We start from the raw sequence: 20,765 nt of genomic DNA on the forward strand, positions 1-20,765 counted from the left end.
TCGCTCGCTTCCCTCGAATAGGAGCGTTGGTCATTGGCCACACGCATTTGCCAATCAACGAGTGGCTCTGGCGAACGTTCGTCTTACAAAACCGTCACCCATAACCACTTCCTAGCGCCTGCCTGAAACCAGCTAGCATCGTGGTTCTGTAGGCATGTCGCGAAGCAGGAACCTACCCCAGCCGCGCTAGCGCCGCCATCAGCCGCTCTGCCTCTGCCGAGTGATGCGCGAAGTCGGCTTTGGCCTTCTCCACCGCTTCGGGCTTGGCGCGTTCGACAAAGTTCGCATTGCCCAGGCGGCCTTCGAGAGATTTTGCCTCTTTCTGGCTCGCTGCGAGCGCTTTTTCGAGCCGCGCTTTTTCCTCGGCGATATCGATGATCCCTTCTAGCGGGATCACGAAGACGTCGCTGCCTGCGGTCACTTGCATGGCCGGGCCATCGGGCGCCTCGCCCAGGGTCACCGGGGTCAGGCGGGCGAGCCGTTCGATCGCGGCGCTGCTGCGCTCGATTGTGCTGCTGGCGAGCTCTGATGCGCTTGGCAGGAACGCCGCCAGTTTCGCGCCGGGGGCAATGCCTAGCTCGTTTTTGGCGCTGCGGACATTGCTGGTGAGCTCGATCACCCAGTCAATCGCTTGCGTCGCAGGCTTGCTGACATGGCTGCGCGGATCGGGCCATTTGGCGGTGATGATCGGATATTCGCTGCGATCGTTACCGTTGAGCGCGCCTTGCGCGTGCCACAGCTCTTCCGTGATAAACGGCATAAACGGGTGCAGCATGACGAGGATTTGATCGAGCGCCCACCCGGCAACTTCGCGGGTTTCGGCGGCTGCCGTCTCGCTTGCGCCTTCGGCGAAGACCGGCTTGATCAACTCCAGATACCAATCGCAAAAGCGCGACCAGGTGAATTGATAGATCGTGTTCGCCGCCGCATCGAAACGCAGATCGGCCATCGCCGCGTCCAGCGCCTCTACGGTCTGCTGAACCTCTCCAATGATCCATTGGTTCGCCGCCAGCCGCGCCTCTGGAGCGGCCAGAGTGCTGGATGCACCAATGCCATTGGACTGGCAGAAACGCGTCGCATTCCAGAGCTTTGTCGCGAAATTGCGATATCCTTTGACCCGCTCATTATCCATTTTGATATCGCGGCCCTGGCTTTCCATCGCCGCCATGAAGAAACGCAGCGCATCCGCGCCAAATTCGTCAATCAGGCCGAGCGGATCGACGACATTGCCCTTCGACTTGGACATTTTCGCGCCGTCGGCTGCGCGGACCAGGCCGTGCAAATACAGCTTGGGCCAGGGCGCTTTGCCCATATTGTACTGCCCCATCATCATCATCCGCGCGTCCCAGAAGAACAGGATGTCAAAGCCGCTGATCAGCAGATTATTGGGGAAGTGCTTTTCGAGCAGATTGGTCTCGTTGGGCCAGCCGAGTGTAGCAAAAGGCCACAGCGCGGATGAGAACCAAGTGTCGAGGACGTCTGGGTCTTGATTGAAGAGCAACGACTCTTCGCCCGGAATATCATTGGGATCGCATAGGATGGCTTTGCGCTTACTATCTTCAATCACCGAGATGGGCATCTTGTTGCCGTAGTATTCAAGTGCGTCCTCAATGGCGTCTGTCTCGGCACTGGCGACAAACGCTTTCATCGCATCCGAGTTATCTAGGTCTTGGCGAAGCGTGCCGTCGTCCTGCAACTTCGGCCCAAACCAAGCCGGAATCCGGTGGCCCCACCATAGCTGGCGCGAAACGCACCATGGCTGGATGTTCTCCATCCAGTTGAAGAAGGTTTTCTCCCAGCTTTGCGGGATTATTTCGATTTCGCCCGATTTTACCTGCTCAATCGGTTTCGCGGCGAGTTTTTCCGCATCGACATACCATTGATCGGTCAGCCATGGCTCAATTACCACGCCGCCGCGGTCGCCAAAGGGTGTTGCAATGGTGCGCGGTTCGGCGTCGAGTTCTTGCTCCTCGCCCTTTTTGGTCTTGGCGATATGCGGGATGAGGAAGCCTTGCTCTTTCAGCCGCTCGATTACCAATTCGCGTGCGCCCGGCGTGCCCCCATCTTCTTTGGCTCGCTTGAAGCGGTGCAGGCCGAGGAATTCCTCTGGGACCAGCCCGTCGGAGGTCTGACAAACATTCGCATCGCCATCGAGCATGTTGAGCATATCGCCCGCCGCAATCCCGGCGCGCTTGCCAACCTCAAAGTCATTAAAGTCGTGGCCCGGCGTGATCTTCACCGCGCCGCTGCCCAGCTCTGGATCGGCGTGTTCATCGGCGACAATCGGCACTTTGCGGCCCGTGATCGGCAGGACGACATGCTTGCCAACGACGCTGGCATAGCGCTCATCCGTAGGGTGGACGGCGACGGCCATATCGGCCAGCATCGTCTCGGGCCGCGTCGTCGCAACCTCGATGTAGTCGCGGCCATCAGCCAGCGTTACGCCATCCTCCAGCGGATATTTGAAGTGCCAGAAACTGCCCTTCAGGTCCTGCGTCTCAACCTCAAGATCCGAAATCGCGGTCTTCAGCTTCGGGTCCCAATTGACCAGCCGTTTGTCGCGGTAAATCAGGCCATCATTGTAAAGGTCAACGAAGGTCTTGAGCACGGCCTTGGTGAAATGCTCGTCCATCGTGAATTGCTCTCGCGACCAATCCATTGAGCAGCCCAACCGGCGCAGCTGGCCAGTGATGGCGCCGCCACTCTCGGCCTTCCACTCCCAGACTTTCTCGACGAATTCCTCGCGCGAATAATTGGTGCGTTTGTCCTGGCGTTCCTCCATCTGGCGTTCGACCACCATTTGCGTAGCGATCCCGGCGTGATCCATGCCGACCACCCACAGTGCGTCTTTACCGCGCAGCCGTTCATAACGGATCACAATGTCTTGCAACGTGTTGTCGAGCGCATGGCCGATATGCAGCGATCCGGTGACGTTTGGCGGCGGGTTCACGATGGTGAAGGGTTCCGCGTCCGGACGCTCTGGCCGGAACAGGCCTTTCTCTTCCCAATGCTGATACCAGCGCGCCTCAATATCGGCGGGGCTAAAGGTGGTGGGTAGTTGGTCGGTCATTTTGGCTTTGTGCTCGCGTATGCTCGCGGCCGTAGCCTCCCACGCCCTCCGCCCTACCACCCGGAATATGTCCCGGTAGGTTCCGGGCGTGAGGGCGGAGGGCGTGGGAGGCTACGGACCTCAGAAAAAATCACCCACTCCAATACAGCCGTCATGCTGCGACGCAACGGAGAGTTTCGCCTGCGCAGAAACAGATGGCTTGTGGTGCGCGAAATTTGTCCGCATAGCCTCAACCATGGATGGGGCCGCGCAACTCTCTGTGACCGAGGACGAGGCCGGGCGCATCGCGTTGGCGCTCGAGGGTCCCTTGCTCGTATCCACCGTCGGCCCGCTCGACCGGGAACTGAATAGCCTCTCGCAAGAAATCACAACGATTGACCTGTCCGGCGTTGAAGAAATCGACACCATTGGCGCCTGGGTGATGTGCCGCCTGGCCGCCCGCAATGATGCTGAAATCGTTGGTGCGAACGAACGGGCCAAGCGCCTGCTTGATGCGGTCGAGACCGCAGGCAGCGATGCTGATATCACCCCGCCGCGCGTGCCCGTGTGGGAACGCGTGCCCGAGGCGATGGGTGAGCTGGTCTATGACATGCGCACCGGGATCATCGGCGTTGTCGGCTTCCTTGGCCGGGTTTTAATCGCTGCAGGCCGGCTGATGCGCCATCCCAGCCGTTTTCCGATGAAGGCGATGGTGCGCCAGATGGAGCTGGTTGGCGTTTCCGCTCTGCCGATCATTGGCTTGATGAGCTTTCTCATCGGTATTGTGATCGCTCAGCAAGGCGCGGTGCAGCTCGAACAATTTGGCGCAGAGGCGCTGACTGTGAACCTCGTTGGCCGCATTACTCTGCGAGAGCTGGGCGTGCTGATGACCGCGATTATGGTTGCGGGCCGCTCTGGCAGCGCCTTTGCCGCGCAGATCGGGACGATGAAACTGACCGAAGAGGTCGATGCCATGCGCACCATAGGCATTTCCCCGGCAGAGGTGCTGGTCATCCCGCGCATTCTTGCATCGACATTTATGATGGTGCTGCTGGGCTTCTATGCCTCGATCGTCGCGATCATCGGCGGCGCGGTGGTTGGCCAGGTCGCGCTCGGTATTCCGTTCTTCACCTTCCTGGAGCGTATTCAGGAAGTTGTGCCGACCTATGACCTATGGGTCGGCCTGATCAAAGCGCCGGTGTTCGGCCTGATCATCGGCCTAGCGGGCTGTTATCACGGCATGCGCGTCTCCGGGAATTCTGAGCAAGTCGGGCTGCGCACCACTATGGCGGTGGTTTCTGCAATCTTTGCGGTCATCGTGCTCGATGCGTTTTTCGCCGTGTTCTTTACCGAAATTGGCTGGGGGTGAGGATGGAAGACACGCTCCACCCACGTTTCAGCGGCAACCCTCCGATTGTGGTTCAGGGGCTGGAAAACCGTTTCGGCGATTTCTCCGTACATGAAGACCTGTCGCTGGAGGTTCGCGAGGGTGAGATCCTGGGTGTGGTGGGCGGCTCTGGCACCGGCAAATCGGTGCTGATGCGCTCGATCATTGGTCTGCAAATTCCCACCGCTGGCGATATTTCGGTGTTTGGCCGCAAGATCACCGGCATTGATCCGGATCAAGATCTTGGCGTGCGCAACCGCTGGGGCGTGATGTTCCAAGGCGGGGCGCTATTCTCGACGCTGACCGTGGGTGAGAACGTGGAAGTGCCGCTGAAGAAGTTCTTCCCTGACATTGAAGACGAGCTGCGGCGCGAGATCGCGCGGTACAAGGTGCTGCTGTCGGGTCTTCCCGAAGACGCCATCGCCAAATTCCCATCAGAGCTGTCTGGCGGCATGAAGAAACGCGCCGGCCTGGCCCGTGCGCTGGCGCTCGATCCAGAGCTGCTCTTCCTTGATGAGCCAACCGCTGGCCTTGATCCCATCGGAGCGGCGGCTTTTGACAGCTTGACCAAGGAATTGAAGGAAACGCTGGGCCTCACGGTATTCCTGATCACCCACGATCTCGACACTCTGTACGAGATTTGTGACCGGGTCGCCGTGCTCGCCGACAAGCAAGTGGTGGCCGTGGGCACGATCCCGGAATTGCTCGAAACCGGGCACCCGTGGATCCTCGAGTATTTCAACGGCCCGCGTGGGCGCGCCGCATTATCAACGCATCAACGCGGCGAGCAGGGGTAGACAGATGGACAAGTCCATAGACAAGTCCTGCGATGGACAGGCATAGGTAGGGCAATGGAAACACGGGCCAATCACCTTTGGGTAGGAGCTGTGACGTTGGTGCTGCTGGCGGCGCTGGCGGCGTTTATCGTTTGGATCGCGCGGCTGGGGCAGGGCGAACAGAACGAATATGATATTTTCTATAACCAGTCTGTCTCTGGCCTCGCCAATGGCAGCCAGGTTTCCTACGCTGGCGTTCCCGTCGGCCAAGTGCGCGAAATCGCGCTGTCACAAGAAGACCCTGAGTTTGTCCGTGTCCGTATCCGCGTAAAACAAGACGTGCCTATTCTGGTCGGGACCGAGGCCAGCATCGAGGCCAGCTTTACCGGCGTTTCAACGATCCTGCTGGATGGCGCGCGCAAGGATGCACCCGAAATCACGTGTGAGACCACCGCCTGCCCCGAAGGCGCGCCGGTGATCCCACCGGGCCGGGGCGGCTTTGGCGAGATTGTCGCCAACGCGCCGCTGCTGCTGGAGCGCTTGGCGACTTTGACGGAGCAGCTGAACACCATTCTGGGCCCTGACAATCAGGAGCAAATCTCTGGCATTTTGGCCAACACCAATCGCCTGTCGGGCGAGCTTGCCAATGCCGCACCGCGGCTGGAGGGCACGTTTACCGAGCTTGAGGTTGCTTTGCGCGAAGCGGGCGAGGCGCTCGATGCTTTTGAGCAGATCACCGAATCGACCAATGTCCTGATCAATCAAGAGGGCACCGCGCTGTCGAAAGAGCTGCGCGGCACGCTCGCCTCGGCCAATCTGGCGGCGGCAGAGCTGGCAAAAACACTGGAAGACACACGGCCCGCCGCGCGGCAATTGCGCGAGAGCACCATTCCGAGCGCTGAGGCGACGCTGCAAGATTTGCGCGCGACCAGCCGGGCGCTGCGCAATGTCACTGAAAAGCTCGACAATCAGGGCGCAGGCGCGCTGCTACAGGGTCAGACTTTACCGGATTACGAGCCATGAGAGGGCCGCTCACTATGAACCGTTCATCTGCGCGTTCCGCCGCATTTAAGGCCTTGAAACTGGCTGTTATCGCGCCGCTGGCCATCGGCCTTTCCGCCTGCGTCAGCCTTGGCTCAGAGCCGCCGGAAAGCCTGCTGACCTTGACGCCGACCGCATCAGTGGCTGCTGGCCAAGGAGGCCCGATCGTCAACGATGACGCGATCTTTGTCGCGACGCCAGAGGTGCCCGCTCGCCTTGATGTCACTCGCATTCCGGTGCGGGTCAGCGAAACCGAGGTTGCCTATTTGCAAGACGCCTTCTGGGTCGAAAAACCAGCGCGGCTGTTTCGCCGCTTGATTGGCGAAACCTTGCGTTCGCGCTCTGGCGGCCGCGTGCTGGTGCTCGATACAGATGATGCTCCTTTGGACGCGAAGGTGGCCATTCGCGGGACTTTACGAGAGTTCGGCTATGACGCTGCGCGCTCCGCCGTTGTGGTGCGCTATGATGCGATCATCTCGCAGGACCGGGGCGCTGAGGATAGCGCGTTTGTCACGCGCCGATTTGAAGCGGTGGAGGAGGGCGTGATCGCCGAACCCGCAGCGGTCGGGCAGGCGCTGAACCGCGCGGCGAACCGTGTGGCTCAGGAATTGGCGGATACTTTGGTCAATCCTGCGAGCGCATCGTCCACTCAGCCAGAGTGAGCCATTAGCCGCGCGCTAATGTGATAAACTGATGCGCGGCGAGGAAGTCCATGCGGCGTTTGGCGCGGCGTTCTTCCGCCTCTTCATCGCGGCCCCATAGATCGGCCTGCCACAGCTCCTCGAGGCACACTGCATCCCATAGGCTGTCCGCATCCGCACCCGGCTCGCTCGCCAGAACGGCGGTGATCAGCGAGGACGCCAAAGATGCCATCGCCTCCAGCCCGGCCAATGCAAATGCGCTTTTCCCTTCGATCCGGGCGCGCAAAGCGGCGAGCGCCGCCTCGCTTTGCGGCTTGTGAACGATGCCGCTGACCCGGGTGAAGGTGAAGCCGCCCGCCTCTTCCAAAGGCTGAAGCAGCGGCTCCCACACCTCTTGCTGGCGCGCGAACAAAGCGTCCTCTGGGTCGGCTCGGTAACACAGAGTGTCGGTCTCGCCGTAATTTAGCAGCTTGGTTATCACCTCGCCGCGCGTGCTCTCGACCACATCGAGCGCGTAATCGGCCATATCGCGGTAGACGAACTTGCTGGTGTCGAGCTTTTCGCCTTGCTCGTCCCATTCGGTCGCCATCGCCTCGGCCAGCGCCTTGCTGGGCACGGCTTGAGGCGCGCCGCGGACGGTTTTTATGCCCCGGCCATCCAGCGTCACTTGCCAGCCCGCGCCGTCATCCAGCTGGGTCACCGCAACCTGCTTGTAGAACCGCTTCACTCTTTCGGGCCCTTCCAATGGCGCACCAAAGCATAGGGACCGAAAAGAAAGGTGAGTAGTCCCGCCACGCTGATGACGTAGCCGAGCCAGTCGGGATAGCCCTCAACCACGCCGCGCGTCATCGCAATGCCCAGCATAACCGCGCCAATGCCTATGAAGCGCGCGCCGCTCATTATGGCGACGCGCTGTTTGGCTTGTTGTTCCTTATCAATCGGCGGCTGGTCCGTCATAGCAGCGCCTCCAGCTCGCCAACCTCCGCCGCGATGCCCGCTGCGCCAGCCTCGGTCAGCTCATGCGGCTCGTGATAGCCCCAGGCGACGCCAATGCTGCGGATGTTCGCCTCGGCGGCCATCATGATGTCGAAAGTGGTGTCGCCGATCATCACTGTGTCTTGCGGACGCGCGCCGGCTTCAAAAACGGCGGCCTCCAGCATGGCGGGATGCGGTTTTGACGGGTGCCGGTCGGCGGTTTGCAGCGAGACGAAATGTCCGCGAATATTGTGCGCGGCCAGCACCGCTTCTAGCCCGCGATCCGATTTGCCGGTCGCCACGGCCAGCTGCCAGCCGTCATCGCGCAGGCGGTCCAGCAGGTCGGCGATGCCATCATACAGCGGCTCGTGCAGCAGACCCTCTTGGCGGCGCGCGAAATAGGCGCTTTTGTAATACTCGACGACATTCTTCACATCGTCATCGGGAATTCCGGGTACGAGATTGCGGATAGCAACCGGCAGGCTGAGGCCGACGATGCGGCGCACGTCATTGCGCGGCGGCGGGGTCAGCTTGGCGCGCTCAAACGCCTGCTGCATCGTGTCGCAGATGTCCGCTTGGCCATCGACCAAAGTGCCATCGCAATCGAACACCGCGAGCTTGCCTGCGCCGGCGCTCATTTGCGCTTACCTGCGGGTTTGCCATTGGGCTTGCCAGAGCGCTTGAGCGGTTTGCGTTTCTTGCCCTTGGGATCTCCGCCGGTATTCCCGCGCGTGCCAGCGGTGCGCGTCTTGCGTTCGCCCCGGCGTTCCTTGCGGTATTTCTTGGCGTATTGGCGCGCGACCTGTTTCTTTTCGGCCTTGGTCTTTTCTGGCGCAAGATCGAGGTTCGGATCGGCATTGCTGGCGTTTTCGTCAAAGCCGAGCGCTTCCATACTGGCCGCGAAATGCTCTGGCAGATCGGCGACCACGTCCAGGCGTCCGCCACCGGTTTCCTTACCCTTGTCGCTCTTGTCGCCAGTGGTCCCGCGGCCCGGCTCTGAGATAATCAGGCGCCGCGCGTGTAGGTGCATCTTGCGGCTGATCGCGCCGGTCAGAAACGCGTCCTGCCCGCCATATTTGCCGTCGCCCACAATCGGATTGCCAATCGCGGCCATGTGCACGCGCAGCTGGTGGGTGCGCCCGGTCAGCGGCTCCAACTCAACCCAGGCGGTGCGATTGCCGGCCCGCTCCACGACGCGGTAACGGGTCTTGGCCGGTTGGCCGTCTTCCTCGTCGACATGCATTTTCTCCCCGCCAGAGCCGGGCTGCTTGGCGAGCGGCGCGTCGATCGTGCCTTGCGAAACTTCTGGAATACCGACCACTAGCGCCCAGTAAACCTTGCGCGCGCTGCGCCCGGAAAACCGCTTGGAATAGCTTGCCGCTGCTCCCGGAGTGCGGGCGACCAGCAGTACGCCAGAGGTGTCTTTATCGAGCCGGTGGACGAGGCGCGGGCGCACCCCGGCGTTGTACTCGCCCTCTGCGGGCACAAACGCGTCGAGCAAGCCGTCGATATGCTTGTGCGTCTTGCTGCCGCCTTGGGTTGCGAGGCCCGGCGGCTTGTTAAAGACAATCGCGGTCTTGGTCTCGCGGATCACCATATCGCGCGCTTCTTGAATTTCTTCCTCGGTCAGCTCGCGGCGCTGGCGCGGTCCGCGCTCTTTCTGCTCGCCGCCCGGCGGCACGCGCAGCATTTGTCCTTCGCTCAACCGGTCCTCAGGCTTCGCGCGTTTGCCATCGACCCGGATTTGCCCGGTTCGCGCCCAGCGCGACACAGTGGCAAAGCCGATCTGCGGCAAATTGCGCTTAAACCAGCGATCAAGACGGATCCCATCGTCATCCTCGCCAACGGTGAACTGGCGCACGTTCTTGTCCGCGCCAGTGCCGTTTTCTGCGTCAGAATTGCTCATGGGGCACCCCGCATAATGATAAGGCCTGCATAAAGCGCCGCGACGCCCGCCAAAACAGAGATCAGCGCATAGCCGATCGCAAGGCCTGCCTGTCCGCGCTCAATCATCTGCAGCATTTCCAAGCTAAACGCGCTGAAAGTGGTGAACCCGCCGAGCAGGCCGACACCCAGCAGCAAACGCATACCTTCGCTCGCCCCGCCATGGCGGGCCAGCCAGCCGAACAGCACGCCCATCGCCAGGCTGCCCAGCACATTTGCGGTCAACGTCGCCCACGGAAACGTGCCGGGCACGCCAAGGAAATGCGCAAAGCCGCGGCCCAATTGATAGCGCGCAGCAGCGCCCACAGCGCCGCCAAGCGCAACCGTGGACGTGGCCATGAAAGGAGAAAGTGTGGCAGACATTGCGAGGCTCTTAGACGGGGCGGCCGCATTCGTCATCTGCGCAATGCCAGCAGGCGCGATTTTATTCTCCGCTGCAAGTTTGCTACTCTGCTCAGCCTCTGGAGGGGAGAACACATATGGCAACGCCCGATCAACAGCTCGCGACGATGATCGCCAACATTCCTGAAAAGACCGGCAAGTCGCTGCAGGATTGGATCGATATCATCAATGGCTCTGGCCTGACGAAGCATGGCGAGATCATGAGCCTGCTCAAAAACGAGCACGGCGTCTCGCATGGATTTGCCAATCTGCTGGTCGCAAAATCGAAGGAAACCGGCGAAGAGGTGGACCTGGTCGCGGAGCAATATTCCGGCGGCAAAGCGGGGCTGCGGAGCATTCACGATATGATTGTGCTCTATGCCAATGCGCTGGGCGGCGATGTGGAGGTAGCGCCCAAAAAGTCGAGCGTTAGCCTGCGCCGGGCCAAGCAATTTGCGCTGATCACTCCGGCGACCAAGACCCGGATTGACCTAGGCCTCGCGCTGAAAGGCGATGAGCCAGCTGGGCGGCTGGAGAGCTATAACGCCATGTGCAGCCACCGCGTACGGCTGGAAAGCTCAGGCGATTTTGATGACGAGGTGAAGGCGTGGCTGCGCGAGGCCTATGATCGGGCAGGCTAAACTTACCGCATCGCCCCCGCACAAAAACTTGCCATAGGGCCGCAAATCCACTAGGCGCGACTCAGATTTAGCCGTTCCGTATGGATTCGGCGCAATTTTCGTTGTTTCTATAGATGGTGCTCCCCGCGCTGAATTGTGCGGGCCCGATTGAATTTGAGAAGGTAGTTTCGCTTTATGCAAATCATGGTTCGCGATAACAATGTTGATCAAGCCCTGCGCGCGCTCAAGAAGAAGCTGCAGCGTGAAGGCGTGTACCGCGAAATGAAATTGCGTCGTCACTACGAAAAGCCAAGCGAGAAGCGCGCCCGTGAAAAGGCCGCTGCTGTGCGCCGCGCACGCAAGCTTGAGCGTAAGCGTATGGAACGCGACGGCATCAAGTAAGCCGTCCGTTTTTCGAGCGATATTCGCTTGAATGCACCAACATGATAAGCCATCAGGGCGCGGGTTCATTCCGCGCCCTTTTGTTTGGCGCCACCTTTATATCAGGATTGATACATGGCCGAAGTTACTCGCGTTCCGTTGCAGCCGATTGCCAAGGGCTCGCTGACCAAGCTGTGGCTTGGCGTGCTGATTGCCATTCTTATCGGCGGTGCGCTGGCATGGTCGGCTATGCCAAAGGGCCTCTCGCTCGACACCATCGTAGAAGGCACGGGCGAAATGCCGGGGCCGGAAGACGTCGTGTTCGTGAAGTATAAGGGCAAGCTCGCTGACACTGGCGAGGTGTTCGACGAATCTCAGGACATCCCGCTGCCGGTTGACGGCATCTTCCCAGACGGCAATCCGCTGCCGCTCTCTCAAATGCTGCCCGGTTTCCGTGATGGTGCGGTGCAAATGCAGCGCGGCGGCCAATACGAGCTCTTCATTCCGGCCGATCAAGCATATGGCGATGCGCCGCCGCCAAATGCGCCAATCCCAGCGGGCGCGGACCTCGTGTTTGAAGTCGAGATGATCGACTTTATGACCGAGGAAGAATTCCAGCGGAAAATTGGCATTCTGCAGCAAGCTATGGGCGCAGCAGGGCTTGGCGGGCCAGGTGGTCCGGGCGGCCCTGGTGGTCCTCCACCAGAAGGCGCGCCGCAGCAAATTCAGCCGGGTCAATAATCGCCAGAAGGACGCAATCATTATGTCGGTCGATAGAGCCACCGTTGAAAAGATCGCGAAGCTCGCCCGGATCAAGATGGGCGATGAGGAGCTGGAGCGTATGGCGCCAGAGCTTAGCAATATCCTCGATTGGGTTGAGCAGCTGGGCGAAGTTGACACCAGCGGCGTTGAGCCAATGAGCGCGGTCATCCCCAACGCCCTGCGTCTGCGTGATGACGTGATCGATGCCGATCCCAAGACCGCAGGCGGGCGGCGCGATGATGTGCTGGCCAACGCGCCAGCGGCAGAGCACGGCTTTTTCGGCGTGCCGAAGGTAATCGAATAATATGACTGAACTTACCAATCTCGGGATCAAGGCCATCCGCGATGGCGTGGCCAAGGGCGATTTTACCGCCCGCGAAGTGGCGGAAGGCTTCAACGCCGCCGTTGCAGAAGCGAGCGCGCTTAACGCCTTTATCGTCGCAACGCCTGACCATGCGCTAGCCGCAGCGGATGCTACGGACGCGAAACGAGCCAAAGGCGAAGAGCTGGGCGCGATGGGCGGTGTGCCGATTGGCATGAAGGATTTGTTCGCCACCAAGGGTGTGCAAACCACCGCGGCGAGCCACATTCTGGAAGGCTTCACCCCGCAATACGAAAGCACCGTCTCCAGTAACCTCTGGGCCGCTGGCGCAGGCATGCTGGGCAAGCTGAACCTCGATCAGTTCGCCATGGGCAGCTCGAACGAGACCAGCTATTTCGGCAATGTCTCCTCGCCTTGGCGCAAGGAGGGCTCCAATGCGGCCATGTCTCCCGGCGGTTCTTCCGGCGGTTCGTCCAGCGCGGTAGCCGCGCGGATTGCGCCCGCTGCGACCGGCACAGACACTGGCGGCTCAATCCGTCAGCCCGCCGCCTTCACCGGCATTTGCGGGATTAAGCCAACCTATGGTCGCTGCTCACGTTGGGGCGTTGTGGCGTTTGCTTCCTCGCTCGATCAGGCCGGGCCAATGGCGCGCTCGGTTGAAGATTGCGCGATCATGCTGGGCGCAATGGCCGGGTTTGATCCGAAAGACTCGACTTCGCTAAAGGTTGATGTGCCGAACTGGGAAGCGGCTTTGTCGGCGGACCTTAAGGGCAAAAAGGTTGGCATCCCGCGCGAATACCGGATGGAGGGCACCGATCAGGCGATCCTCGACAGCTGGGAACAGGGCAAAGCATGGCTGAAAGATGCCGGGGCAGAGATCGTCGATGTCTCGCTGCCGCACACCAAATATGCGCTGCCCGCATACTACATCATCGCGCCGGCAGAGGCGTCTTCGAACCTCGCGCGCTATGACGGCGTACGCTACGGCTTGCGCGATCTGCCCGATGGGGCAGGCCTGCAGGATATGTATGCCGAAACCCGCGCGGCGGGCTTTGGCGATGAGGTGAAGCGCCGCATTCTGATCGGTACCTATGTGCTCTCAGCGGGCTTTTACGATGCCTATTACAATCAGGCGCAGAAAATCCGCGCTTTGGTGGCGCAGGACTTTGAGAAGGCCTGGGACGAATGCGATCTGATCCTCGCCCCGACCACGCCAACGGCCAGCTTCCCATTGGGTTCGCTCGATGCCGATCCGCTGACGATGTATCTGAACGATGTGTTCGCCGTGCCGGCCTCGCTGGCGGGACTGCCCGCGATGAGCGTGCCTGCGATGCTGAATTCCGACGGCTTGCCGCTCGGGCTACAATTGGTGGGCAAGGCCTATGACGAGCAGACCGTGCTCGACGCGGGCCTCGCGATCCAGCAGCGTTCTGGCTTCGACCACGCGCCGGAGAAGTGGTGGTAGGATGACCTTCACCGCCATTTTCATCATGGTGTTCTTGGTCGCTTTTGTGCTTTTGGCGGGTCTCGCCATGTATCTGGCGAAGACGATTGATCACGGCGAGGCGCGCTTTGACAGCGAGAGCGGCAAGACATTGCCCAAGGTCTCCACCTTTGATGAGCCTGCGAGCCGGGTAGGCGGGCAGCCGGAGGATCCGACACCGGCGAAACGCATTGAGCCGGGCGAAAAAGACGCGGGCACTGACACGAGCGGGGATGCCTGAGCCTACGTTTACCTCGGCGCAGCCCGCTGCCATCCCCTCACGCTCGCCTAAAGTCGCATTTTTTGCAGGCGGCGATCCGCTCGACATCAAATTGTGGTCCGGCACGCCCTTTTATGCGCTGAGCGCGCTGCGCGAGGTCTGCGATGTTACCTATGTTGAGCGCCGCCCGTTCCCGCGTTTCCTCCATCCGCTTGCGCGCCTGATCCTGCGGGTGAGCGGAGGGCGGATCGACATTCGCATGCTGCGCTGGGTTATCCGGCTGGCGAGCGCGCCTGCGCGGCGGCGGCTGCGAAAGAGCGGAGCGGATGTCTATGTCTCCACCGCATCTTCTGGCCTCGCGGGCATGCTGGGCGAGGATACTCGGCAAATCCTAGTCTCCGATGCGACCAGCACTGCGCTGACCCGCTACTACCCAGAGATGCAGCGCCTGTGGCCGCGCGTGCGCAGCGGGTTCAGCGCGATGGAGCGCGCCGCGATGGAGCAGGCGCAGTGGCTCACCTATCCCTCCGATTGGGCGGCGACCTCTGCGAGCGAAGACTTTGGCATTGATCCGGCAAAGATCGCGGTGCTGCCCTGGGGGCCGAACATGGCCAAGCCGACCGCGCCTCAGGTGCGCACACTGACGGATGGCCCGCTTAAGCTCCTGTTCGTGGGCATTGCGTGGGATCGCAAGGGCGGTGAAATTGCCCTCGACACCGCGCGGTTGCTGGCGGAGCGCGGAACCGAATGCACGCTCGATATCGTTGGGGTGCAGGCCTCTGCCGCTCGCGGACCCGTGCCAGACAATGTCCGTTTTCACGGGCGGCTCGACAAGAGCAATCCTGAAGAGGCCGCTCAGTTGGAGGCGCTGTATGAGGGCGCACATCTCTTTGTCCTGCCGACCCGCGCAGAGGCGCTGGGCATGGTGTTTGCAGAAGCCGCCGCGATGGCTTTGCCTTGCGTTTCCTATGCCACAGGCGGGGTGGAAACGGTGGTGAAGCACGGCGAAACCGGGCTGCTCCTCCCCCCAGATGCGGGCGCAGATGACTTCGCCATCACCATCGCCGCGCTCGCCAATGACCCCGCGCGTTATCAGGCGCTGTCGGCGGCGGCTTTGCGTGATAGTGAGGAACGCTTGGATTGGAGCGTTTGGGCAAAAGCGATGAAGCACTTGATTGAGGACGCCGCATCATGATCCGCAAGCTGCTGGCCAAAGCGCGCGGCGCCGCGAGCAGGCGCGGCCTCACCATTCGCCCGATGACCAATGCGCGCACCGGCGGCTATGCCGGGTTCTCGCTCGGCTGGGGCAAGCAAGCTACGAGCGAGCTGCGCGGCGTTATCGCGCCCGTCGCCCACGGCGAGCACACCGCGCGCTTTTTCGTCAGCAATGAGCGGGACCTGATCCAGAAAGAGCACGTGCGCGGCCGGTTTTACGAGCCGGAAGAGCTCGCCATCATCGCTCGCTATTTCAACGGCGGAACCTATGTCGATGTCGGCGCAAATGTCGGCAATCACGCGGTGTTTGCAGGCACAGCCCTTGGTGCGACCCGCATCTTCGCATTTGAACCCAATCCAGAGGCGCAGGCTTTGCTCGAGGTCAATCTGGCGCTCAACGGTCTGACTGAAAAAACAACGGTTTACACCCTTGGCCTGTCAGATGAGGACGGCGCGGCGCAGCTGGCCTTCACCACCAATAATCTCGGCGCGGCGCGGATTGACGACGCGGCCACAGGCCCCAGCGAAGCGCAAGGCATCACCCTGGCACGCGGCGACAAAGTGCTCGCCGAAACGCACGTGGATTTCATCAAGATCGATGCCGAAGGGCACGAACTCGCCGTGCTTGGCGGCCTTGCCGAAACGCTCGCGCGCAGCACCCCGCCAATTTTCGCCGAAATCGAGGAAAGCCATCGCGCAAAAGCAATGGCATTGCTAGAGGAGCTCGGCTATCGCAAAGCAGAAGAATTCAGCCGCTATCCCGGCTTGAGCAATCTGGTTTTCTTGCACTCGTCATCGGCAAAGTCGTCCGCTGACGAGCCATCGGAGGATTGATGAGTAACTACCGCATTCAGGGCGCAACGGGCGAATGGGAGGTCGTAATCGGCCTCGAAGTGCACGCGCAGGTGACGAGCAATTCCAAGCTCTTTTCAGGGGCCTCGACCGAATTTGGCGCAGAGCCAAATACGCAGGTGAGCCTAGTCGATGCGGCCATGCCCGGCATGCTGCCTGTACCCAATGCCGAATGCATCCGGCAGGCCGTGCGCACCGGCATGGCGATCAAGGCTGAGATCAACAAATGGTCACGCTTTGATCGCAAGAATTACTTCTATGCCGATTTGCCGCAAGGCTATCAGATCTCCCAGCTGTACCACCCGATTGTGGGCGAGGGCGAACTGCTGGTCGAAGCCGATGAGAAGGCGGGCATTCCAGAGGACAAAGTCATCGGGATTGAGCGCATCCACGTGGAGCAAGACGCGGGAAAGCTGATGCATGATCAACACCCGACCATGTCCTATGTCGATCTCAACCGCAGCGGCGTCGCGCTGATGGAAATCGTCTCTAAGGCGGATATGCGCAGCCCCGCAGAAGCGGGCGCATACGTGCGCAAATTGCGCAGCATCCTGCGCTATGTCGGCAGCTGCGATGGCAATATGGAAGAAGGCTCCATGCGGGCCGACGTCAATGTCTCTGTGCGCAAGCCGGGCGATCCGCTGGGCACGCGGACCGAGACGAAGAATGTGAACTCCGTCCGCTTTGTCATGCAGGTCATCGAATATGAGGCCAGCCGCCAGGTCGATGTGATCGAAGGCGGCGGTACGGTTGATCAGGAAACCCGCCTGTTCGACGTCGCCACCGGCACCACGCGGACCATGCGCAGCAAGGAAGACGCGCATGATTATCGCTACTTCCCCGATCCCGACCTGCTGCCGGTAGAGCTGGAGGATTCCTTCCTCGAAGAATGCCGGGCCAGCCTGCCGGAACTCCCCGATGCCAAGCGCACGCGCTACACCGATGAGCTGGGCCTGACGCCGTATAATGCGCGCGAGCTGTCCGCTGAGGTGGAGACATTTGCGCGCTTTGAAACGCTGCTCGGCGCGGTCGCAGGCGCGATTGGCAAGCCAGAGGCAAAGGTCGCCACACAAGTTGCGAACTGGACGCTGTCAGTCGCGCCGGGCGTGATGAAAATTCTGGGCGATGAGGCCAATGCTGAGCACGCAACCGCAGAGGCTCAGGCCGCGATTCTGAAAATGCAGGATGCGGGCGAGATCAGCGGCGGTCAGGCGAAAGAGATTTATGAAATCGTTCTGAAAACCGGGCGCGAGCCGACCGAAATTGCCGATACTGAAGGCCTGAAGCAAGTCAGTGATACCGGCGCGATTGAGGCGGCGATCGACGAAATCCTTGCGAATAATGCGGACAAGGTTGAGCAATATAAGGGCGGCAAGGATAAGCTGTTCGGCTTCTTCGTTGGGCAAACCATGAAGGCAATGCAGGGCAAAGCCAATCCCGGCGTGGTCAACCAGATCCTGAAGGATAAGCTCGGCTAGGCTGTACTGCAGCCGCTGCTTAGGTGAGCGCTTCGACAAAGGTAAGAGATGGCGGAAACGGTCAAGCCAAAGACGACATGGACCGGCTTTCTTGCCAGCGCGCCCTATATGATTGGCGCGATCACTGGCGCGATGCGCTATGACGATTTGGGCCGATATCCTGATCTGGTGCGCGCGATCATTTACTACGACATTTTTGATGCTGAGGTCTCAAATGGCGGGGTGATGCAGTATTTTTTCAATCAGGCCTTTCATTTGCCCGATTTTGCGCGCGCAGCGGAAATTGCGAAACGCCACCCGGACCTGAGCGAAGGCGCAGCCTTCATGGCAGAAGCTCATGCGTCGTGGGACAAGGTGGCGCAGGATGTCGCTCGCGTTCGGGGTAAGGCCAACGCTGCGTCACCGCCCGGTGATGATGAATGGCCAGAAGAACTGTTTTCCGACAATCGATTTGAGGAATTGGAAAACCGCTTCTTTGCGGCGAACGATCAAATTCGCATGAAACTCTATGGTGCGATTTGCCGGGAGCCGGAGGCCTATCTCGATATCATTCCGGATAAACGCGATGCGTCCTATCGTTTTGAAAACGGCTTTCCGATTGGCCCCAATGAAGTCAAAACAAAGCATGATGTTCTAACCGTTTGGTTCACGCCTGATCGTATGCATGTCGAGGTGGAAAGCCGCGGGTTTCTCGATTTTGATCGGCGCGACCGGATATGGGTCGATTTCAAAACAGGCATCAGCGCACAGCGGGAATTCGATGACACCGGGCTGATCAGGCACGCGACAACTCGTGGCATCATGGACCGTCATGGCATCGCAGAAAGCTATGATGCTGATGGCCAAGTGGATCACACGTCTTTGTCGCTAAAGGGCGCAGAGCTGCTCTCAATCTATGCGAGCGGCTTAACGCTGGCCGATAAGAAAGCGATCAAGGAGTTGCTCAAGGACGCAGATGACCTTGATTAGGGCCGCCTTTTCGCAATTTTAGCTGCTCACTCCTGCCCCGGCCTCCAACCTTCGCGGGTCATCCCGACAAAGCGGTCACCAAGGCCCTCGGCATTGCGGATCAGGACGTCGCGCACGGTTGAGGCCGTTTCTATCGCCTCGATGCCTTGCGGGGTGAAAGTATCGCGCTGGACCGCTGGATCGCCCCAGATGTGCTCTGAGAGCAGCGGATTGGTGAGAGCCTGCGAGAACGCGTCCACTGCCACCATGGTTTGCAGCAGCGATGGTAGCGGGCCGTCTTTGGTGCGCGGCTGAGCAAACAGTCCGGTGTAAAATTCGAGTCGGTCGACGCTGCCATACAGGCTTTCCAGTTCGCTCTGCAGCGCGCGGTCCGGGGTGATATCGGCGAAACTGCGCGCAGGCTCCTCGCCAAAGGCCGCCTGATAGTGGGTGAAGGGCGCGATATCATTGTGCCGCGCTTGCTTGACCGCGCTCTCCTCCACGTCGACCAGGAATGTCGCGGTGTTGTGCAGGCCGAGCTCGGTCGCCTGATTGGCGCTGATGTCGGCAAAGGCGCTTGCGAGCCCATGTTCCAGCACCGCCGCATTGTTCAGCCGCAAAGCGCCTCCGGGCAGTGTCTCTCCCGCCCAGACCATCGTTTGCGGGATCAGCGAATGCCAGCGGTAGAGCAGGCTGAACTCGGCGCTGATCCAGTTTGGCTTGTTCCATTCTGCCTTCCACGCGGCGGAGGGATCGGCCTTTAGCATTAGCGGGGTCGAGTTGATGTGATTGATATATTCCTCAACCACGATCTTGATGAAGATCACGGTGTTGCAAGCACGCGCGGCGTCAAACACCCGGCCATCGTTCCAATCGGGATGGCTGCTGGCGATCACATCAGCCAGCCGGTTGTGCTCGCGCAGGAAAAGCGTGTTGAGCATCGTCACTTGCGGCGCGGCATTTGCGCGGTCACCGCCGACCGCGAACAAGGTCTCGCGCATTTCCGGCGTGGTGTGGTCAATGCCCAGCGGCGTATCGAGCAGCGGCTCACCATCTTTGCCGACAAATTCCGGGTTGAACGCCATCCCGCCGGGTTGGAACAGGCGCAGCGGATATTCTTCTCCGTTTACGATCTCGGATTTCAATTTTCCGCGCTTGCCTGGCTCTTCGGAGAGAGTGCGCAGGGTGTGAACCTGCAATTGGGTGCGGCCATAGAGCGGGCACAGGTCAATCTCGTGGTTGGAGGTGTTGCGCGCGCGGTCCTCAAAACTCTCGCCCGTGGCGAAATTGTTGGAGATCATCGTGCGGATGAAGCCATCAGTGAGATATTGCGCGAAGGCCGGAAACAGACAGGTGGATTTCGGGCACAGCCGCTGCGCCGCGCCATCAGGCACGCGGAACAGATCGGCGACCCGCGCGCTATCCGGCAGATCGGGAATGGTCGCGGCTGGCAGGTGCCGCGCGCTGTAGCTGCGGTCGGTCAGGCCGCGCCAGCTGACATGCTCGCTCAGTGTGCTCCATGGATGCGGGCGGCTGCGTGTCTTCTTGACCAAGCGGCCAATTGCAAAGCCATTGATCCAGCGTGCGATCCCCGGTGAAATTTTCGATAGGATCGCTGCGATACGATATGCGATTGTGATAAGCATGAACGCCTGACCTCCCTGCTTGCGGCACCGCCGCTCAGCAGAGGGTGTAGCGCATCACGGGCGGGCAAGATTGTCGATATCCGACAACTTTCTAGGTGGCCTTATCGGAGGCGAGAGAGCCAGTCCGGCGAGCCCTTCTCAAACCAATCGCCCAAAACAAAAGGGCCGCCGGATTGCTCCGACGACCCCTTGTATTCGCTATGATGCGAGTGGCTTAGGCAGCTTTGGTGCCGGTCACTGGCATTGCGCCGAAAGCGCCTGCGTTGACGTTGCCAGCCAGTGTGTCGCCTTCGATGGTGGCTTCGCACTCAAGCTTCATTGGCATTGGAACAGTCATGTTCATTTCCCAGGTCAGCGTGTTGCCGTCGACCTTGCCGTTTTCGACATCCATCGAACCCATTCCGCCGGCCATGTTGCCGCTGAATGTGCCGTCGCCATTGTCGACGATCGTGAACGTGCCGGCTTGGTCGCCCATTGGGCTTTTAACGGTGGTGTTATAGCTACCTGAAAGTGACATAAAATTCTCCGTTGGTCTTGACTGAGCGGGGTGCTCAGAAACTCTGGCATCCTCATTTACACGCGTGTCAGTAGTGTTCAACCACTATCGCCAGAGCGGCGTAGTGGCTGAACATAACCTCATGCGA

Annotated in this window: 22 protein-coding genes; 14 read left to right on the plus strand and 8 right to left on the minus strand. The window is 60.4% G+C overall.

Annotated features, from left to right (window positions below):
• Positions 1 to 172: 172 nt before the first annotated feature.
• On the minus strand, positions 173 to 3,070 hold the full coding sequence (locus tag AC0V6V_RS11790; protein WP_486165559.1) for a valine--tRNA ligase: 2,898 nt from the start codon (positions 3,068 to 3,070) through the stop codon (positions 173 to 175).
• Between the two features lie 235 nt (positions 3,071 to 3,305).
• Here AC0V6V_RS11790 and AC0V6V_RS11795 point away from each other — a divergent pair, with 235 nt between their 5' ends.
• The 4 genes from AC0V6V_RS11795 to AC0V6V_RS11810 are packed head-to-tail and all read left to right on the plus strand — an operon-like array spanning position 3,306 to position 6,915.
• Positions 3,306 to 4,418 (plus strand): ABC transporter permease, encoded by a 1,113-nt coding sequence (locus AC0V6V_RS11795; RefSeq protein ID WP_486165560.1) that lies wholly within the window; start codon positions 3,306 to 3,308, stop codon positions 4,416 to 4,418.
• Positions 4,419 to 4,420: 2 nt separating this feature from the next.
• A complete protein-coding gene (locus AC0V6V_RS11800) occupies positions 4,421 to 5,233 on the plus strand; it encodes an ABC transporter ATP-binding protein (RefSeq protein WP_486165561.1) in 813 nt (270 codons plus the stop codon).
• Positions 5,234 to 5,287: 54 nt separating this feature from the next.
• Positions 5,288 to 6,235, plus strand: a complete 948-nt coding sequence (locus tag AC0V6V_RS11805) for an MlaD family protein (RefSeq protein ID WP_486137238.1) — start codon at positions 5,288 to 5,290, stop codon at positions 6,233 to 6,235.
• Between the two features lie 14 nt (positions 6,236 to 6,249).
• On the plus strand, positions 6,250 to 6,915 hold the full coding sequence (locus tag AC0V6V_RS11810; protein WP_486165562.1) for an ABC-type transport auxiliary lipoprotein family protein: 666 nt from the start codon (positions 6,250 to 6,252) through the stop codon (positions 6,913 to 6,915).
• 4 nt (positions 6,916 to 6,919) lie between these two features.
• Here AC0V6V_RS11810 and AC0V6V_RS11815 read toward each other — a convergent pair whose 3' ends face one another.
• Genes AC0V6V_RS11815 through crcB form a run of 5 tightly spaced genes read right to left on the minus strand, consistent with a single transcriptional unit; the run spans position 6,920 to position 10,176 of the window.
• A complete protein-coding gene (locus AC0V6V_RS11815) occupies positions 6,920 to 7,621 on the minus strand; it encodes an ATP12 family chaperone protein (protein WP_486165563.1) in 702 nt (233 codons plus the stop codon).
• Positions 7,618 to 7,851 carry a hypothetical protein gene (locus tag AC0V6V_RS11820; RefSeq protein ID WP_486165564.1) on the minus strand — a complete coding sequence of 78 codons (234 nt, stop codon included), beginning with the start codon at positions 7,849 to 7,851 and terminating at the stop codon, positions 7,618 to 7,620. The genes AC0V6V_RS11815 and AC0V6V_RS11820 overlap by 4 nt, the downstream gene beginning before the upstream one ends.
• Entirely contained in the window at positions 7,848 to 8,507 is a 660-nt protein-coding gene (locus tag AC0V6V_RS11825) for an HAD-IA family hydrolase (RefSeq protein ID WP_486165565.1), read from the minus strand. The genes AC0V6V_RS11820 and AC0V6V_RS11825 overlap by 4 nt, the downstream gene beginning before the upstream one ends.
• On the minus strand, positions 8,504 to 9,775 hold the full coding sequence (locus AC0V6V_RS11830; protein WP_486165566.1) for an RluA family pseudouridine synthase: 1,272 nt from the start codon (positions 9,773 to 9,775) through the stop codon (positions 8,504 to 8,506). Before AC0V6V_RS11830 ends, AC0V6V_RS11825 begins: the two co-directional genes overlap by 4 nt.
• Positions 9,772 to 10,176 (minus strand): fluoride efflux transporter CrcB, encoded by a 405-nt coding sequence (crcB, locus tag AC0V6V_RS11835; RefSeq protein ID WP_486165567.1) that lies wholly within the window; start codon positions 10,174 to 10,176, stop codon positions 9,772 to 9,774. The genes AC0V6V_RS11830 and crcB overlap by 4 nt, the downstream gene beginning before the upstream one ends.
• A gap of 116 nt (positions 10,177 to 10,292) precedes the next feature.
• On the opposite strand from crcB, the gene AC0V6V_RS11840 reads away from it, so the two are divergent.
• The 10 genes from AC0V6V_RS11840 (at position 10,293) to AC0V6V_RS11885 (ending at position 18,496) form a co-directional block, all read left to right on the plus strand.
• Positions 10,293 to 10,835, plus strand: coding sequence for a DUF4287 domain-containing protein (locus tag AC0V6V_RS11840; protein ID WP_486165568.1), 543 nt, complete (start codon positions 10,293 to 10,295; stop codon positions 10,833 to 10,835).
• A gap of 174 nt (positions 10,836 to 11,009) precedes the next feature.
• Positions 11,010 to 11,216, plus strand: coding sequence for a 30S ribosomal protein S21 (gene rpsU / locus AC0V6V_RS11845; RefSeq protein ID WP_006834591.1), 207 nt, complete (start codon positions 11,010 to 11,012; stop codon positions 11,214 to 11,216).
• Positions 11,217 to 11,330: 114 nt separating this feature from the next.
• The gene (locus AC0V6V_RS11850; RefSeq protein ID WP_486165569.1) at positions 11,331 to 11,936 is read left to right on the plus strand and encodes an FKBP-type peptidyl-prolyl cis-trans isomerase; all 606 of its coding nucleotides are present in this window, start codon (positions 11,331 to 11,333) and stop codon (positions 11,934 to 11,936) included.
• Between the two features lie 22 nt (positions 11,937 to 11,958).
• Positions 11,959 to 12,261: an Asp-tRNA(Asn)/Glu-tRNA(Gln) amidotransferase subunit GatC gene (gene gatC / locus AC0V6V_RS11855; protein ID WP_486165570.1), complete on the plus strand. Its 303-nt coding sequence runs from the start codon at positions 11,959 to 11,961 to the stop codon at positions 12,259 to 12,261.
• Position 12,262: 1 nt separating this feature from the next.
• Positions 12,263 to 13,744, plus strand: coding sequence for an Asp-tRNA(Asn)/Glu-tRNA(Gln) amidotransferase subunit GatA (gatA, locus tag AC0V6V_RS11860; RefSeq protein ID WP_486165571.1), 1,482 nt, complete (start codon positions 12,263 to 12,265; stop codon positions 13,742 to 13,744).
• A 1-nt stretch (position 13,745) separates the two neighbouring features.
• The gene (locus tag AC0V6V_RS11865; protein WP_486165572.1) at positions 13,746 to 14,003 is read left to right on the plus strand and encodes a hypothetical protein; all 258 of its coding nucleotides are present in this window, start codon (positions 13,746 to 13,748) and stop codon (positions 14,001 to 14,003) included.
• Positions 13,996 to 15,177, plus strand: coding sequence for a glycosyltransferase family 4 protein (locus AC0V6V_RS11870; protein ID WP_486166342.1), 1,182 nt, complete (start codon positions 13,996 to 13,998; stop codon positions 15,175 to 15,177). Before AC0V6V_RS11865 ends, AC0V6V_RS11870 begins: the two co-directional genes overlap by 8 nt.
• The gene (locus AC0V6V_RS11875) at positions 15,174 to 16,031 is read left to right on the plus strand and encodes an FkbM family methyltransferase (RefSeq protein WP_486165574.1); all 858 of its coding nucleotides are present in this window, start codon (positions 15,174 to 15,176) and stop codon (positions 16,029 to 16,031) included. The genes AC0V6V_RS11870 and AC0V6V_RS11875 overlap by 4 nt, the downstream gene beginning before the upstream one ends.
• Positions 16,031 to 17,527: an Asp-tRNA(Asn)/Glu-tRNA(Gln) amidotransferase subunit GatB gene (gatB, locus tag AC0V6V_RS11880; RefSeq protein WP_486165575.1), complete on the plus strand. Its 1,497-nt coding sequence runs from the start codon at positions 16,031 to 16,033 to the stop codon at positions 17,525 to 17,527. The genes AC0V6V_RS11875 and gatB overlap by 1 nt, the downstream gene beginning before the upstream one ends.
• Before the next feature lie 48 nt (positions 17,528 to 17,575).
• A complete protein-coding gene (locus AC0V6V_RS11885; RefSeq protein WP_486165576.1) occupies positions 17,576 to 18,496 on the plus strand; it encodes a DMP19 family protein in 921 nt (306 codons plus the stop codon).
• 26 nt (positions 18,497 to 18,522) lie between these two features.
• On the opposite strand, the gene AC0V6V_RS11890 is transcribed toward AC0V6V_RS11885, so the two are convergent.
• Positions 18,523 to 20,121 (minus strand): peroxidase family protein, encoded by a 1,599-nt coding sequence (locus AC0V6V_RS11890; protein ID WP_486165577.1) that lies wholly within the window; start codon positions 20,119 to 20,121, stop codon positions 18,523 to 18,525.
• A gap of 214 nt (positions 20,122 to 20,335) precedes the next feature.
• A complete protein-coding gene (locus tag AC0V6V_RS11895) occupies positions 20,336 to 20,638 on the minus strand; it encodes a hypothetical protein (protein ID WP_486165578.1) in 303 nt (100 codons plus the stop codon).
• Between the last annotated feature and the right edge of the window lie 127 nt (positions 20,639 to 20,765).

The sequence above is a fragment of the Erythrobacter sp. S249 genome (assembly GCF_057364975.1).

What these genes read in the sequence shown, in the direction of transcription:
- AC0V6V_RS11790 (WP_486165559.1), bottom strand. Translation starts at nt 3,070, where the DNA reads ATGACCGACCAACTACCCACCACCTTTAGCCCCGCCGATATTGAGGCG.
- AC0V6V_RS11795 (WP_486165560.1), top strand. Translation starts at nt 3,306, where the DNA reads ATGGATGGGGCCGCGCAACTCTCTGTGACCGAGGACGAGGCCGGGCGC.
- AC0V6V_RS11800 (WP_486165561.1), top strand. Translation starts at nt 4,421, where the DNA reads ATGGAAGACACGCTCCACCCACGTTTCAGCGGCAACCCTCCGATTGTG.
- AC0V6V_RS11805 (WP_486137238.1), top strand. Translation starts at nt 5,288, where the DNA reads ATGGAAACACGGGCCAATCACCTTTGGGTAGGAGCTGTGACGTTGGTG.
- AC0V6V_RS11810 (WP_486165562.1), top strand. Translation starts at nt 6,250, where the DNA reads ATGAACCGTTCATCTGCGCGTTCCGCCGCATTTAAGGCCTTGAAACTG.
- AC0V6V_RS11820 (WP_486165564.1), bottom strand. Translation starts at nt 7,851, where the DNA reads ATGACGGACCAGCCGCCGATTGATAAGGAACAACAAGCCAAACAGCGC.
- AC0V6V_RS11825 (WP_486165565.1), bottom strand. Translation starts at nt 8,507, where the DNA reads ATGAGCGCCGGCGCAGGCAAGCTCGCGGTGTTCGATTGCGATGGCACT.
- AC0V6V_RS11830 (WP_486165566.1), bottom strand. Translation starts at nt 9,775, where the DNA reads ATGAGCAATTCTGACGCAGAAAACGGCACTGGCGCGGACAAGAACGTG.
- crcB (WP_486165567.1), bottom strand. Translation starts at nt 10,176, where the DNA reads ATGTCTGCCACACTTTCTCCTTTCATGGCCACGTCCACGGTTGCGCTT.
- AC0V6V_RS11840 (WP_486165568.1), top strand. Translation starts at nt 10,293, where the DNA reads ATGGCAACGCCCGATCAACAGCTCGCGACGATGATCGCCAACATTCCT.
- rpsU (WP_006834591.1), top strand. Translation starts at nt 11,010, where the DNA reads ATGCAAATCATGGTTCGCGATAACAATGTTGATCAAGCCCTGCGCGCG.
- AC0V6V_RS11850 (WP_486165569.1), top strand. Translation starts at nt 11,331, where the DNA reads ATGGCCGAAGTTACTCGCGTTCCGTTGCAGCCGATTGCCAAGGGCTCG.
- gatC (WP_486165570.1), top strand. Translation starts at nt 11,959, where the DNA reads ATGTCGGTCGATAGAGCCACCGTTGAAAAGATCGCGAAGCTCGCCCGG.
- gatA (WP_486165571.1), top strand. Translation starts at nt 12,263, where the DNA reads ATGACTGAACTTACCAATCTCGGGATCAAGGCCATCCGCGATGGCGTG.
- AC0V6V_RS11865 (WP_486165572.1), top strand. Translation starts at nt 13,746, where the DNA reads ATGACCTTCACCGCCATTTTCATCATGGTGTTCTTGGTCGCTTTTGTG.
- AC0V6V_RS11870 (WP_486166342.1), top strand. Translation starts at nt 13,996, where the DNA reads ATGCCTGAGCCTACGTTTACCTCGGCGCAGCCCGCTGCCATCCCCTCA.
- AC0V6V_RS11875 (WP_486165574.1), top strand. Translation starts at nt 15,174, where the DNA reads ATGATCCGCAAGCTGCTGGCCAAAGCGCGCGGCGCCGCGAGCAGGCGC.
- gatB (WP_486165575.1), top strand. Translation starts at nt 16,031, where the DNA reads ATGAGTAACTACCGCATTCAGGGCGCAACGGGCGAATGGGAGGTCGTA.
- AC0V6V_RS11885 (WP_486165576.1), top strand. Translation starts at nt 17,576, where the DNA reads ATGGCGGAAACGGTCAAGCCAAAGACGACATGGACCGGCTTTCTTGCC.
- AC0V6V_RS11890 (WP_486165577.1), bottom strand. Translation starts at nt 20,121, where the DNA reads ATGCTTATCACAATCGCATATCGTATCGCAGCGATCCTATCGAAAATT.
- AC0V6V_RS11895 (WP_486165578.1), bottom strand. Translation starts at nt 20,638, where the DNA reads ATGTCACTTTCAGGTAGCTATAACACCACCGTTAAAAGCCCAATGGGC.